This is a genomic window from Ensifer sp. KUDG1 (assembly GCF_050434285.1).
In the GTDB taxonomy this organism is placed as follows: Bacteria; Pseudomonadota; Alphaproteobacteria; order Rhizobiales; family Rhizobiaceae; genus Ensifer.
This window is the reverse complement of the sequence record NZ_JBNDIG010000008.1, coordinates 75,099-89,667: the sequence shown is the minus strand read 5'-3', so window position 1 is coordinate 89,667 and position 14,569 is coordinate 75,099. Positions and strand designations below refer to the sequence as shown.

At 63.7% G+C, this 14,569-nt stretch carries 13 protein-coding genes; 2 read left to right on the top strand and 11 right to left on the bottom strand.

From position 1 onward, the window contains the following. Positions 1 to 3: 3 nt before the first annotated feature. The 5 genes from M2267_RS19985 to M2267_RS19965 form a co-directional block, all read right to left on the bottom strand. A complete protein-coding gene (locus M2267_RS19985; RefSeq protein WP_429116461.1) occupies positions 4 to 774 on the bottom strand; it encodes a polysaccharide deacetylase family protein in 771 nt (256 codons plus the stop codon). Then, complete coding sequence (locus M2267_RS19980) at positions 767 to 2,098, bottom strand: O-antigen ligase family protein (protein ID WP_429116458.1); 1,332 nt, start codon at positions 2,096 to 2,098, stop codon at positions 767 to 769. Before M2267_RS19980 ends, M2267_RS19985 begins: the two co-directional genes overlap by 8 nt. A 13-nt stretch (positions 2,099 to 2,111) precedes the next feature. Next, positions 2,112 to 3,752, bottom strand: coding sequence for a GumC family protein (locus M2267_RS19975; RefSeq protein ID WP_429116456.1), 1,641 nt, complete (start codon positions 3,750 to 3,752; stop codon positions 2,112 to 2,114). Between the two features lie 127 nt (positions 3,753 to 3,879). Continuing rightward, complete coding sequence (locus M2267_RS19970; RefSeq protein WP_429116455.1) at positions 3,880 to 4,968, bottom strand: GNAT family N-acetyltransferase; 1,089 nt, start codon at positions 4,966 to 4,968, stop codon at positions 3,880 to 3,882. A gap of 49 nt (positions 4,969 to 5,017) precedes the next feature. After that, complete coding sequence (locus M2267_RS19965; RefSeq protein ID WP_429116453.1) at positions 5,018 to 6,337, bottom strand: lipopolysaccharide biosynthesis protein; 1,320 nt, start codon at positions 6,335 to 6,337, stop codon at positions 5,018 to 5,020. A 283-nt stretch (positions 6,338 to 6,620) separates the two neighbouring features. Here M2267_RS19965 and M2267_RS19960 point away from each other — a divergent pair, with 283 nt between their 5' ends. Both M2267_RS19960 and M2267_RS19955 read left to right on the top strand, forming a co-directional pair. After that, on the top strand, positions 6,621 to 7,283 hold the full coding sequence (locus tag M2267_RS19960) for a N5-glutamine methyltransferase family protein (protein ID WP_429116851.1): 663 nt from the start codon (positions 6,621 to 6,623) through the stop codon (positions 7,281 to 7,283). After that, positions 7,280 to 8,392, top strand: coding sequence for a hypothetical protein (locus M2267_RS19955; RefSeq protein ID WP_429116451.1), 1,113 nt, complete (start codon positions 7,280 to 7,282; stop codon positions 8,390 to 8,392). Before M2267_RS19960 ends, M2267_RS19955 begins: the two co-directional genes overlap by 4 nt. A 25-nt stretch (positions 8,393 to 8,417) precedes the next feature. Here M2267_RS19955 and nadE read toward each other — a convergent pair whose 3' ends face one another. From nadE to M2267_RS19925, 6 genes are all read right to left on the bottom strand, one after another. Then, a complete protein-coding gene (gene nadE / locus M2267_RS19950) occupies positions 8,418 to 9,428 on the bottom strand; it encodes an NAD(+) synthase (protein ID WP_429116450.1) in 1,011 nt (336 codons plus the stop codon). Next, complete coding sequence (locus M2267_RS19945; protein ID WP_429116449.1) at positions 9,425 to 10,975, bottom strand: class I adenylate-forming enzyme family protein; 1,551 nt, start codon at positions 10,973 to 10,975, stop codon at positions 9,425 to 9,427. The genes nadE and M2267_RS19945 overlap by 4 nt, the downstream gene beginning before the upstream one ends. A 20-nt stretch (positions 10,976 to 10,995) precedes the next feature. Further along, a complete protein-coding gene (locus tag M2267_RS19940; RefSeq protein WP_429116447.1) occupies positions 10,996 to 11,262 on the bottom strand; it encodes an acyl carrier protein in 267 nt (88 codons plus the stop codon). Positions 11,263 to 11,285: 23 nt separating this feature from the next. Next, on the bottom strand, positions 11,286 to 13,223 hold the full coding sequence (gene asnB / locus M2267_RS19935) for an asparagine synthase (glutamine-hydrolyzing) (RefSeq protein WP_429116445.1): 1,938 nt from the start codon (positions 13,221 to 13,223) through the stop codon (positions 11,286 to 11,288). A gap of 146 nt (positions 13,224 to 13,369) precedes the next feature. Continuing rightward, positions 13,370 to 13,573, bottom strand: a complete 204-nt coding sequence (locus M2267_RS19930) for a hypothetical protein (RefSeq protein ID WP_043613717.1) — start codon at positions 13,571 to 13,573, stop codon at positions 13,370 to 13,372. Positions 13,574 to 13,783: 210 nt separating this feature from the next. Next, positions 13,784 to 14,545 carry an FkbM family methyltransferase gene (locus M2267_RS19925; protein ID WP_429116443.1) on the bottom strand — a complete coding sequence of 254 codons (762 nt, stop codon included), beginning with the start codon at positions 14,543 to 14,545 and terminating at the stop codon, positions 13,784 to 13,786. Positions 14,546 to 14,569: the final 24 nt, after the last annotated feature.

Sequence of the window (14,569 nt, the reverse complement as noted above, 5' to 3'; positions counted from 1 at the left end):
CTCCTACCAGCCGAGCCTGTCGAGCGCCTGCTCGACCGGCAACACGACACAGCCCTTCTCAACCGCGTAGCGAACCAGGGTCTCGAAAGTCTCGGGCGTGCAGCCGTAGGGCGTCGGACGCGCGGCGATGTCGTGGGTGAAAAACACGAGCCAGCCCGGTCGATCGACGACATCGTCGATCCAGCCTGTGAGCGCTCGAGCGTCCGCCTCCGGCTGCCGGATCTCGACCGCCTTCAGCATCAGCGGATCGACGGCCGTGCGGTTGACGCTCTCGCCGGCCGCACGGCAAGTGCGGTAGCGGCGCCCCAGTTCCCGCCGCGCCAGCGGCCAGGCGGCATTGTAGGGAAAGGCGAAGTTTGTTGCGGCCGCATTGACGCCGCTCTGGCTGAGATAGGCGGCATTCCGGTCGAGATCCCGGGCGAGCCCGCCTCCGCCCAGACGCCTGATCTTGCTGTGGGAATAGGTGTGGCAGCCGACCTCGTGACCCCGACGAGCGAGCTCGGCGCAGCCCTCCGGCGAGATCAGGGTGCGATCCGTTTCGACCCGCCCCCCAAGCCCTCCGGCGATATAAAACGTTCCGCGCACACCATGACGTTCGAGGATCGCGGCGCCGTTGTGCAGTGCTGTGTCCGGCACGTCGTCGAAGGTGAAGGAGACAAGCGGCGCATCGGTTATGACGTCACGCGGTTTCGCCGCGAGACGCCAGATCAGCCGGTTGGCTACGCGATCGACAAGGCCGTCGACCCTCGACAGAGCCTGTGAAAAACTAGGCATGCGCCACCATCCTTTGTGCAAGCGGGCGTGGTTCGGTTGCAAGCGCTGCCGAGGACTGCAGGCGCAAACCGCAAATCGCGAAGAGCAAGGTAAACCACAGCACGTTCGGACCATCGAAGAAGAAGGCCTCGAGGCTGGCGCTGTAGATCGAATAGAGCCAGATCCGCAGGAACAGCCGCGTGAGATCGCTGTGCTGCCGGGCCGGCGGAATGCGCGAGATATGATAAAGCGGGAGCACCACCAGCCAGAGCAGCGTGAGGATCAATCCGGGTATGCCGATGACCAGAAGCGTCTCGAGATAGGAATTGTGCGCATGGGCGGCGCGAACCGCCCAGGTCTCGATGCCGCCGCCGCTGAAGACCACTTCCTCGGTCTGCCAGAAAGCCTTGAAGCCGCGGCCGATAAACGGCTGTTCGGCGATCACCGAAAAGGCGAAGCGCCAGACGTCAGCGCGGTTCGTGAAGGTCGCGTCGATGCCGAGCGACGTGACGAATTCGCCAAGTGGCCGGAAGACGGCCGACCCGACGGCGAAAAGGTTGAACAGGGCCACGCCGCCGATCGCAATCGGGATGCGCAGCAGGCGTACGCGTTCGAACAGCCATGCCAGAAGCAGGATGCCCGGCAGCATCGCCGTCGAGGTCTTCCCTCCCGTGTGGATGAGGAAGAAGAAGGCGAGGCCAACGATGGTCACGCCGACTAGCTTCGACCACCGATGCAGGACGTAAAGGCCGAGAAACGAGGCCAGCACCATCGCGACGGCCGCTTCGTTCTTGTGGCGGAAATGGCCGCGCCACAGCCCTGCATGCATCGGCTCCAGCACTTCGTTGGCCTGGTGAATGGACAGAAGCGGCTTGAACAGAACGCCGTAATAGGCAACCGCGAGCATGACGAGCGTCGAGATCGCCAGCATCTTGGCGAAGTGCCGCTCGTTGGCCGGCAGCAGCAGATAGACGTTGGCGTTGACCGCGACCATCGTCGTCAGGATGATCGCCTTGATGCCGTTGGCCGGATGAGCGGAAACCAGGCAAGCAAAGAGCACCCACAAAAGCAGGACCGCAAGCAGCACCCGCGGCTGCATCAGCCCGCGCCGCATCGGATGCAGCACACCGTAACAAGAAGCGCCAGCAAACAGCAGCAGTGCCACGATCTGGTTCAGCCGGCTGGAATTGTCACCGCCCGGCTCCAGCAGGCTTTCCTTGGTCAGGTCGACGAAGGAATGAAAGGGAATCCAGTAGTAGATGGAGATCGCCAGAAACAGGCAGGTTCCGACGCGGACCCTCAAGGTTTCTGCAGAATTGGCCGGGCTGCCGCTGAGATCGGGCACGATGGCCGCCCTCTCACGGCGCCAGGGGCTGCGGACGACGGATGTATCTCCACAGACCGAGGGCAAGCGCAAGCGATATGCCGAGTACGATCCCGAGGAAGCCGCCGCCGGCGAGCAGAACCACGGTGCGCGGCGGCCAGCTGCGTGCATTCGGCGGCAAGGCGCGCGAGATCACGCGAACATTGGTGGTGTCGATCTGCTGGCGTTCAGTGATCTGCTGGGCACGCGCCAGGTGGGTCTCATAGATGGCGGCCTTGGCACGGGCGTCCCTTTCGAGATCGCGCAGCTGTACCTGGGCTTCGTTGTCGGAAAACACGTTCGACTTCTCGTCGCTCGCCTTGGCGCGCAAGGCCGAAAAGGCCTGCTGCTCCCGGTCCATGTCCGCCTTGGCGCGATCGAGGATGCGGCGCGCCTCGTCAGCCATGGCCGATTCCAGGTTTGCGCGCTCCGAACGCGCGTTGACGAGGCGCGGATGGCGCTCGCCATAGGTGCGCTGCATGGAGGCGATCTGCTGCTGCAGCACGTTGTACTGTTCGCGCAGGTTCGTCATGTTGACGGATTCGAACTCGGAGGCGCTTGCGGTCCGCCCCTGCGCGATCGCGTCGTTCATCTGCCGGTAACGGGTATCGGCCTGGATGAAGCGCTGCTGGGCGTCGAGGACCTGGGTGTTGAGTTCGTTCGAAAGCTGATTGCTGACGAGCTGGCCGTCATTGGTCGACTGTAGCCCGTTCTTGCGGCGGAAATCCTCGACCGCCCGTTCGGATTCGGTGACGTTGTGGCGAAGTTCGTCGAGCCGGGCATTGAGGCTTTGCGCGACGCGACCGGCACTCTCGGCGGCGGACTGAAACAGCTCCTGCTCGAAAGCCGCGACGATCGCATCCGACAGCGTCACCGCTTTCGCAGGCTCTTCGCTCCAGACCTTCATCACCACCACGAAGGACCGCTCTTCGCGCCGGGCTTCTACCCGCTCCGACAAGGCGCGCATGGCGGTAAGCTCGTTTCCGGCCTGCTGCTCCGCCTTCGTCGAGAAGAGGTTCTTCAGCGAGCTGAAGGCCGAGGGCTTCACGAATTCTGGATCCTCGGTGAGGCGCAATTGGGTGATAACCCGCGACAGCACGTTGCGCGACGTCAGGATGCGCAGCTTGCTTTCCACTTCCAGCAATTGCGCGTCGCGCTGCGGGTTGCTGGTGAAGACGTCATCGCTGACGACATTGAGGTTGGACGGATCGACGACGATATCGGTGTAGACCGTGTAGCGCGGCGTCGCCGTCATCGCATAGGCGAGCGCACCGCCCACACACAGGACGAGCGCCAGCACGATCCAGATGAGCCCGTCGCGCAACCAGCCGATGATATCGTCGATGCCGATCCTGCTAAGGCCGCTCAACCCGGGAAAGTAGCTATCGCGCGTCGCGCTAGCCGTACTGGACACGGGACGCGCCACGTCAGTGGGCTGGGGCGTGGCGTTCGGAATATCTCTGGATTGGCGCTGGATTTCGGCGGGCCGGTCTGTTGCCGACCTGTCGGCGGCAGCCTCCGCTTCGTGAAGGTCCGACGAGAGCAGATCGAGCAACGATCCTCTTTCGACCGGTGCACGCTGCTCGCGTGCCGGTTGACTGGCCCCCTGTTTTCCGGCCTCGTCCGGCCTATACATAAGCATCCCTCACGCACGCCCATCAAGACGCGAAGATCGTGACCCCGCGAGCCGCCTTCTAGCGCAGAATTAAGGTTGTACGGTGAATATTCCGTTAAACGGCAGGATTGTCGCTTAACCCATGGCTTCAGAAGTCGGTCAACAACCGGCTCCAGCTCTCCGATGCCAGGCCGCCGACATAGATATCGTTGCGCTGGGCCGCGTCTTTCAGATCCGCATGCCGCGTCACCATGCAGAAATAGCCGCGATGGTGGAAGGACAGCCATCTCTGGCGCGAGATCGCATTCATGAGGAACGGCTGCGAGCTGCCGACGGCGAGCGCATAGCCTTCGGCGTCAAGCGCATGGAACATCTGTGCGGTGACGTCGAACTCGCGGCCGGCCTCGCAGACGACGTTGAGCACCGTCGCCCGCTCGTCGGCCTTGCCGAAGTAGAGATAGGCGCCGATGACGCGCCCGCTCTCGTCTCGAACCTCGCGGCAGAGAAGATTGCCGAGCGGCGTGTTCAGTCGCGCGACCATCACCAGCCAGTCGAACTCGCTGCGCGACCAGACCGGCCTGACGGAAAAGCGCTGCAGCATCGGTTCTGCGAGATCGACGAAGGCGGCGGGGTCGATGGCGTGCGTCGTGCAGCCGGCCACCGGATCGGGTTTCGTACGTGGACGGCGGCGGCGCAACAGCCGGTCGGCAAGCGCGAGCGGCTTGGAAAGGATCGGGGATCGGAGCGCGCGCACTTGCCGACCAACCGTCAACCCCCAGGCTTTGAACGGCCGGAAGGAGCGACGCCAGTCGAGGCTCTGGATCGGCAGCACGACGCCTCCGCCGGCAACCCAGTGATCGGCGCTGACCGGAGACGAGTTGTCGGAAAAGCACATGTCCTGGCGTGTCGCCCGCATGGCGCGCGCCAGGCAGGCGGCACCGACTGCACCGGCCTTGCCTTCGGACATGAAGGCGCAGAGAAGCTTTGCCACCGTCCGGCGGCCGTTGACCGTGAACTCCATGGGAAGCGCCAGGATGGCGCTGCCGATGCTTCCGGACCCGTCGTCGTAAACGATGCTGCCGTGTTCCGGCGCGTATAGCGGGCTGCCGAAGAAGATGGTCTCGACATAGTTCTGCAGTTCCGGGCTCGCGTCCTGCTCCCGCTTGCGAAAGATCCGGGTGAACATGCTGCTGACGGCCGGGATATCCCGGGGTTCCATGGCACGCACATTGCCCATTCGGGGCATTTCCCGTCCGAGCGACCGTGCAGCCTGGATTTTCCCCAGTTCAGCCTCCATGCGCCACCCCCGTCGACAGGGGAGCTGCGCCGGCCTGCTCCCGATCGCGCCGCACGAAACGCAGGAAGACCGCCCATGAGACGATCACCATCGCGATCTCGATCACGTAAAAGGAAATGAACGTGCCTGTCGGCGGTGCGTACCAGGTCGCCCAAGCGGTGAGTGCCGCCCCAAGCACGCTGCCAAGGCCCATGACCGACGCGCGCGCCGGATGGTGGCCGGACGCGCCAAGCGCCTCCATCGCCACCGACCACATGGCAAGCGGCACGACTACCCAGCACAGGATGCGAACGAAGGAAACGAGGGAGACGTAGTCCTTGCCGAAGAGATAGGGCAGCACTGGCGCCAGCACGAAGACGGCGACGGCCGCGGCAATGCTGATCGAGGTGGCCGCAAACAGCACCTTGCGCACACGCTCGAAGGCATGATGCAGGCCGGCTGCGGTCGCCTTCGCCGAACCGGGATAGATCAACCGGTTCAAGGCCTCGACCGAGAGGTAGCTGCTCTCCAGCATGCGCCGCGCGACGCTGTAGCTGGACATGACCTCCGCACTTGCAACCAGGCTCAGGACCAGAAGATCGGCGTTCTGCCGGACAGCGCGCAGGATGAACGGGATACTGAAATAGAGCCCGAGCGGCAGCTCTTCCCGCACGATTCCATAGGTCGGGCGTCCCAGTCCCTTGACCGCCCGCCAGCAGCCAAAGGCCACGATCACATGGCACACGAACTGCCACACGGCCCAGGAAGCAACCGACGCCACTCCGAAGGCGATGCAGGCGAGCGCTGCAGCGATGGTGCGCGCGAGGGCGAAGCCGACGACCACCTTGTTGGCCGAGGCAAAATTCGAATGCGCGAGAAAGATCTGCTCCGCCAGCACGATGACGCGCACGAAGATGATGTTGGTCACGAGCATCAAGGTGATCACCGTGACATTGGTCACGGGATCGGGCGAAAGCGTGAAGAAGAACGGCAACACCGCCGCGCCAAGCAGCACCAGCAGCACGCCGCTGATCGCAGTCAGGATGATGTTGTGGCCGAGCATCTGTGGGTACATGCTGCGGTCGCGCGCGACGCGGCGCACCAGGCACTCCATCGCGCCGAGACCGCACAGGTGAACCGCGATGTTGGCAACGGCCGTGATTGCGACAAAGACGCTGAACTCATGCACGCCGAGAAAACGCGCGAGGATCGCAAAGGTCAGGAGTTGCGCAGCCGAGCCAATGACAAGGCTGCCGCCGGATGCAGCATAGGATATGATCATCGAGAGGAACGGTTTGTGCGCGCGTTCCTTCACACCTTCCGAAGCCATTCCGATCTGCCCTTGATCTCAACCGCTCATTGTTACGCTCAAAAAGCGTTCAATGACAGCGAGCACCCGCCTCTGATCACGCGCACGGTAACAGGCAGAAATGATTGCGCGGTTAACGTGCTCGCAGCAATTGTATTTCAGCTTCCGTTTACTCAATTACACTAGGCTGCGGTCCGCACGTCTACAGAGTTTTCCAGCGACATGAGGAGTGGCCGTGGCGCACGACGACATCAATCCGACCGACCGACCGACCGAAGACCGGGCCGCGACACTGCACCGGTTCATGGGTGTCGAACTGGAACTTGCGCCCGACGTCCTGGTTCCGCGGGAAGAAACGGAGCTCCTTGGAAGGAAGGCCGTTTCGATCCTTGAAGGCGGCCCTTCGGACGTCACCATCATCGACATGTGCTGCGGTTCCGGCAACCTCGCCCTTGGCATCGCCAGCGAGATCCCCTCGGCGCGTGTCTGGGGCGCGGATCTGACGGACAGCACCGTCGCGCTTGCCCGCCGCAACGTCGATCGGCTCGGCCTCGGCTCGCGCGTTTCCATCCGGCAGGGCGATCTTTTCGCGGCGCTTGAAAGCGACGATCTGCAAGGCAAGATTGACGTCGTGGTCTGCAATCCGCCCTATATCTCGACCGGCCGGCTGGAGGGCGACCGCGCCCATCTGCTCGAGAGCGAGCCGCGCGAAGCCTTCGACGGCGGCCCCTACGGCATTTCCATCCATCAGCGCCTGATCCGCGACGCGCTTGCCTTCCTGAAGCCGGGAGGCTGGTTGTTGTTCGAGTTCGGCGAGGGCCAGGAGCGGCAGGCAGCCGCCCTTCTCTCACGGGCGAAAGCCTATGCGCCGGTCACCTTCGCGACCGACCGCGACGGCAAACCGCGCGTCGCCATCGTCCAGAAAATCGCCGACCCGGCCGCGGGCACCGGAGAGCTCGCCCGATGAGCGAAACCCGTTCGCTAGAATACGCGGACGTTCCAGCGGTCGCCGGAATGTTCCAGCGGGTGTTCCGCGACGAGCGTACCACTTCGCCAGCCCTTGCCGACTATATGCGGCAGCTCTATCTCGACGGACCGAACTCCGATGCGGAAATCAGACCGCTGGTGCATGTGAACGACGAAGGCCGGATCACCGGTTTCGTCGGCGTCAACGCGCTGCCGATGACGCTGAACGGCCGGCCTCTGCGCGCCGCGATCTGCGGATCGCTGATGGCGGAAGACCGTGAAAGCGATCCTTTGGCCGGAGCGCGCCTCATGAAGGCGTTCCTCGCCGGTCCGCAGGATCTATCGTTCAGCGAGACGGCAAGCGAAGTCTCGGTGCAGATGTGGACGCGGCTTCGCGGCGTGGTCCTGCCACAGTACAGCCTCGACTGGGTGCGCGTCATCCGTCCGGCGACGTTCAGCCTCAGCGTCGCCTCGAACCGTATCAAGCCCGCCCGGCTCGCCGCACCGTTCGCCCGTGCCCTCGACAATTTCTATCGCAAGCGCATGGGCCAGGGCGAGCAGCGCTGGTCCGCCCTGCCCGAAGCGGGAGCGGCACCGGCCGGCTTCACCGCGACCGAGACGGACCGCAGCGGCTTTGCCGCCGTCGTCGACCAGTTCACCGCGCAATTTCCGCTTCGCCCCGAATGGAGCGATGGCCAGCTCGACCACATCCTTGCCGATGCTGAAAAGAAACCGGAGCAGGGCGAGCTCGTCTACGCACTGGTAACGGCCCGCACGGGCACCGTCGTCGGAGCCTTCGCCTACTACGCCAAGGCCGGTGAAATCGGTCGGGTGCTGCAGATCCTGGCGCGGCCCGGGCAGGCCGGGCCGGTCATCGACTGCCTGGTCGACGCAGCGTCGAGACGGGGCCTTGCGGGCTTGCGCGGACGCACGCAGCCGGCGCTGATGGAAGCCATGCTCGGCCGACGCATCGCCTTCGTGCACGTCGCCTCGACCGTCGTGCATTCGCGCGACCAGGAGATTGTCGAAGCCTGCCGCGACGGACAGGGCTTCTTCAACGGTATTTCCGGCGAATATTGGAGCCGGCTGATCGGCGGCAGCTTCCCTTGAGCGTGACCGGCGGTCCGGCCAGGCCTCAATAGCCGGCGATCTCCTCCACGGGCTGCACCAGTTGCGGCCCGAGATGCAGGTAGCGCGTCGCCTTGCGCTTGGCGGCGATATCGGCCCAGACCCGTTCGACCTGCACAACGGTCAGGCCGGCCGCCTTGGCGACGACGTCAATCTCGATCCCGTGGTTGAGGCCGTATAGGCAGAGGTCCATGCGATCGTAAGGCAGGGAGAAATAGAACTCCTCCTGCGTCTGCTCAAGCGAATAGGTGTCGGTCGTCGGCGGGCGACGGCAAACTTCGGCGGGAACGCCGAGATGGGCGGCAAGCGCATAGACCTGCGACTTGTAGAGATGGGCGATCGGCTTGACGTCGGCGGCGCCATCGCCGTTCTTGACGAAGAAGCCCTGGTCGTATTCCAGCCGGTTCGGCGTGCCGAGCACGGCGAAGTTCAGCCGGTCGGCATGGTAGTACTCGACCTGCTTGCGGGTGCGCTGCTTCATGTTGGTGGCAGCGACGACGCCGAGATAGACCGATGGCGGCATGCGGTGTTTCGATTGCACGCCTTCCGGGCTCTGAACCACCAGCGACGAAATGTTGTAGCCTTCGCCCTCGAGCGCATTGGCGATGACGACCTTCGAGGCCCATCCGTCCCCATAGTCCGGAACCAGTTCCCGAATGAATGCGTCGCGGCGCTCGTAGCAGCCCATGGCCTTGAGCGTCGGCCCAATGTCTTCGACGATCGCCTCGACGCCGAAGGTTTCGGCCACCAGCCGGCCGAAGCGCAGGCTTTCCGGATCGGAATCGTTTTCCGGCATGAACAGGCAGAAGACGTTCTTGGCGCCGACCGCGCGCACCGCAAGCGCCACGGAGACGCTCGAGTCGATGCCGCCGGAGAGCCCGAGCACCAGACCGCGCTTCTTCATGGAGCGCAACTGCCCGCGCAAGCCGGAAACGATGCGGTCGGTCTCGGCCGCATGGTCGATCGTCAGGGTTTCGGCCGAAAACAGGCCCGTGCCCCCGGTTGTTCTGATGTTCATTGCGCAGGCTCCATCGTCTCGGCGGCAAGTCGACGGCTGACCTTGCCGGTATCCGTCTTCGGCAGTTCGGTGCGGAATTCGATGATCTTCGGCACCATGAAATCCTCGAGGTGGCGGGTGCAGTGGCGGATGATGTCCTTGTCGGTCAAGGCAGGATCCGTACGCACCACAAGGGCAGCGATCGCGTGGCCGAGCACCGGATCGGCCACGCCGACCACGACAGCCTCGGCGATACCGGGATGGGCATGGAGCACGGTCTCGACTTCCTTGGGCGCCACCTTCTCGCCACGGGTCTTGATGATGTCGTCCTTGCGGCCGACGAAATAGAGAAAGCCCTCTTCATCCGTCTGGAAGAGATCGCCCGTATAGAGCACCTTTTCCCACGGGTTCGGTCCGGGCCGCAGCATGCGCTCGGTCGCCGCGTCGTTGCGCCAGTAGCCCTGCATCACATGCGGCCCGCGGATGACGAGTTCGCCGGGAACGCCCGGCGGCACGCGGCTGCCCTCGTCGTCGACGACGAAGGCTTCCGTATTCGGGATGGCGATGCCGACGGAGCCCGGCCGGCGATCCAGCTCCTCCGGCGGCAGGTAGGTGCAGCGCTTGCACTCGGTCAGCCCGTACATCGAATAGAGCCGCGCGCCCGGGAAAAGCTCGCGCAGGCGGGCGATATGCGGCGGCGGCAGCGCCGCGGCAGTGTTGGAGAGATAACGCAGGCTCGGCAGGAACCCCGGCTCCAGATCGCGCATCTGCAGGATCATCGCCGCCATCGTCGGCACCAGCGGGAAGCCGGTGACGCCCTCCTCGCGAATACGCTCGAAGATCGCATGCGGGAATGCGAAGGACTTTTCGAGCACCAGCGTCGCGCCGAGCCTGATCGCCATCAGCAACTGGTAGAGGCCATAGTCGAAGGCGAGCGGCAGCACGTTGAGGATGATGTCGTCGTGCTCGTTGCGCAGGTAGGTGGTGATCGATTCCGACGCCGCGTCGATATTGCGATGGGTCATCATCACGCCCTTTGGGCGCCCGGTCGAACCCGACGTGTAGATCAGCATCGCCAGATCGACGTCGATGCCGCGATGCGAGACCGGCGTCGCCGCCGCCGACAGGCAGGCGTCGAAGGGCACCGCGCCGGCAGGCGACTGGCCATTCGGCGCCGCGGTCGATGCAACGAAGATGTCGGCCTTGCCGCTGCTTTGCGCCCGGGCTTCCGCCACCACCGGCATCAGCTTGGCCTGCGTCAGGATCGCGGCCGGCTCGCAGTCATCGATAATGTAGGCGAGCTTGTCCGCCTTGGTGGAGGCGTTGATCGGGCTGAAGGTCGCGCCCGCCTTCAGGATCGCAAAGATCGAGACGGCCGCCTCCCAGCAATTATCCATGAACACGAGGACGCGGTCGTTGCGCTTGACGCCTGCCTTAGCCAGCGCGGCCGCGAGCCGGCTCGACAGCTCGTCAAACTCGCCGTAGCTGAGCCGCTTGCGATCGGTGACCAGCGCCGTCTTGGCCGCATGCCGTGCCGCATTGCCGATGAGAAATTGCTCGAACCGCATGGAACGCCCTCGGGTCTTGGTTAGGCCGTGGCCGGCACTCCGGCCTTTGCCTCGATGAAGGCCGAGATGCGCGCGAGCGAGTCGAGGTTCGCAGGCACGATGTCGGCGTCGGCTATGGCAATGCCGAACTGGTCTTCGATGAAGGCGACGAGTTCGAGAACGCCGGTCGAGTCGATGATATCGTTCTCGATCAGCGAAGCGCCGTCGGCGAGATCGTAGGAGGTATCGCCAAACAGGAAGTTCTCGATGACAAAGGCCCTGACCTTGTCCTTGATCGTTTCCGTCATTTCATGTCCTTTCCCAATGGGTTTCAGGCCGCCTGAGCGGCGCGGATGCTGGTGCCGGTAAAGGTCTGCAGCCAGAGCTGCGTCGACAGGATGCCGACGAAAGCGGCGTTGTCCCTGAAGCCGGTGGTCGGTTGCGACTGGCATTTCTCGTAGAGCTTGCTCACGGCCTTGGCATTGAACAGACCGCTGTCACCGATGCGCGTCTCGCTCATGGCATCGCGAACGTAATCCAGTTCGCCGGCGCCGGTGAACGAATGGCTGTCGGGCGCGCGATAGGGCTGCTTGGTGCGCTGACCGATCGTCGGCGGAAGCAGATCCTTCGTCGCTTCGCGCAGGATGTGTTTTTCCACCAGGCCCTTCAGCTTCATCTCGGGCGGCAGACGCGTCGCGAACTCGACGAGCCGGTGGTCCAGGAACGGGAAGCGCCCCTCGATCCCGTGCGCCATTGCCATGCGGTCGCCCTGGCTGGAGAGAATGTAGCCGGGCAGAAGGAAACGGCTTTCGAGATACTGCGCCTGGTGCAGCGGATGCCAGCGACCGAAGGCGGCAGGAAGCCGGCTCACCAGATCTTCGGCGGCGTCGTAGCCCTTCAGCGTGGCGCGCAGGTCGGGAGAAAAGAAGATCTTGGTGGCGGCCGTGCTCTTGAACCGCGGGCGGTGCGAGAACAGCGGGTCGTCGAGCGGCACGTCGCCGGCGCCGAAGAAGGCGGCGAGATATTCCGCCGATTGCTGCTGCAGGCCGGGCAGGTATGGGTAGAGCTTCCGGAACAAATGCGGGCGGATCTTCGAACCGGGCTGGCGGCCGCAGAAGCGACGCACCCGCGCCTCCTTGAAGATATCGTAGCCGGCAAAGACCTCGTCGGCGCCCTCGCCCGTCAGCACGACCTTCAGCCCTTGCTCGCGCACGAGACCCGAGAGCTGGTAAAGCGGAGCAGGCGCCGTGCGGATGATTGGACGTTCGGCGAAGCGGACGACCTGCGGGAACACTTTCGCAATGTCGCCGGCGCGACAGGCGACCGCGCTATGATGCGTGCCGAGAGCCTTCGCCATTTCCATCTGGAAGGCGCTCTCGTCGTGCTCGACGCTATCGAAGGTTACGGAAAACGTGCGCAGCCCCTGCGGTGCCATTCCAGCCGCAAGCGCCGAGACGATGGAGCTGTCGAGCCCGCCCGAAAGATAGGAGCCGACGGTCACGTCGGCTCGGATGCGGATCCGGGTCGCATCGGTAAGAAGGGCGCGCAATTCCTCAGCCGCGCTGCGCTCATCCGTAAACAATGGCGGCGCGTCGTGATCCGGATAGTCGAGTTGCCAATAGGGGCGCATCGACGTCCTGCCCTTCTCGACGATCATCAGGTGAGCCGGCTCGAGCTCGTGAATGCCGCGAAAGCCGGTCCGCGGAGCGATCGGCGCCCAAAGGGTAAAGATCTGGTCGAGCGCAACCGGATCGAGTTCGGCGGATATGCCGGGAACCTGAAGCAGAGCCTTGATTTCGGAAGCGAAATAGAATGTCCCGCCGTGGGTCGTGTAAAACAGCGGGCGCACGCCCATGCGGTCGCGCGCCAGCATCATGCGCTGGCGGCGTCGATCCCATATCGCGAAAGAGAAGTCGCCGTTGAGGACGGACAGGCAGTCCTCGCCCATCTCGGCGTAGAGGTGCAGGATGACCTCGGTGTCGCTCCCGGTGCGGAACCGCCGCCCCTTGGCGCGCAGTTCCTCGCGCAATTCGACGTAGTTGAAGATCTCGCCATTGAAGGCGATCGAAAGGTCGCCGGCTTCATCGGACATCGGCTGCTGGCCGTCGCCGAGACCGACGATCGAGAGCCGCACATGGGCGAGCCCGGCCTCCGGCGCGGCAAGAATACCGTTTTCATCCGGGCCGCGATGCGCGATCGCAGAGGCCATCCTTTTGAGAAGGATTTCCGCCTCCGGGACCGACCCGAAATAGCCACCGTAACCGCACATGCCGAGATACTTTCACACCGTTCGATCACTGCCGGACCATAAACCGCATGACGGAATCATGGGTTAATCTCCGGCATTTTCTAGTTGTATGGTAAATACCGCCGTTCAGGCGCCGCCTTGACGATGAGCGCCGCTGGCCCTTGCCGTCAGCGCTCCGGAATTCGTCTTTTCGATGCCATCCTGAGCATCAGATACAGAAACAGGATTGGCCAGAAAACGCAGACCAGAAGCCCGGCGAAGCGATACATGTTCCAGGGTGCATGCGCCTGCAAGCCTTCGAGATAGGTCATCGCCACAAGAAAAAACGCCGTCAGGCCATAGGCGACACCGGCAACGTATAACCAGGACATGCGACTGCCCTCCGCGACGCGCCACAACCGAAACCAGGAAATAGCAATAGCGAACTTATACCACCGGAAGTAACATCTTGAAACGAAGAATTAACTTTAAGCGGAGGCATGGTTAACCGAACCGGAGATCGTTTCGGCTCTCGGCGAATGCCCCGGGCATTGCCATTCGCGTTCTAAAGACACGGAACGAATTTGAGCTGCCAGCAGTCCTTAGCGGCTGCCCTCGCGGGCCACGAACAGCAGGTCGAAACCGCGGAACTCCCGGCGCGCGATCGATTTGCGCAGCGCCGTCCAGATGGCCGAGGGATTGTCGAGGCGGAAACCTTTGAAGCTACGGATCAATCCGACAGTGGCGGTCATGGTGCGAAGGGCGCGCGAAAGCCTCGAGCCCGTCAGCGACGCGAACAGGATCTGCGGGTGGACCGCCAGCAGCACACCGCCCGTCCGCGTCCGATCGATCGTTCGGAACTGGTCCAGTGCGCGATACTCGTAGCCTTCGATGTCGATCTTGAAACAGAGCCGTTCGGTCCGGGCCATGTCCTGAAGGGTTGCGATCGTCACGGTACGCGCCCGGATCGCCTCGCCGTCGTCGTCGGCGATCAGGGCCGATGTTTCGGAGCTGCCGAAACCGCCGCCGACGGAATGCAGCACGAGAACGTCATCCTCCGACAGCGCGGCATTGATGACCCGCACCTCGCCGCAATTCTCCGGCTGCATTTCCTTGAGGATGCCGAAACAGACAGGGTCGGGCTCGACCGTGATGACGTTGTCGGCAATCTGCGCCGCCCAATAGGGCGTCACGCCGATCCAGCCGCCGATGTCGATGAAGGTCGTCTTGGCGTCGACCAGGCGTTCGATGTTCTGGAACGTGCAGGGCTCCCAGTCGCCGTTCTGCAGCCGCGCGAAAAAGCGCTTCTTTTCCGGCTTGTCGGGAAACTGAACGGTCTTGTGGAAATAGGTGATCGAACGCATGGCGTTTCTCTAACCCATATCCGG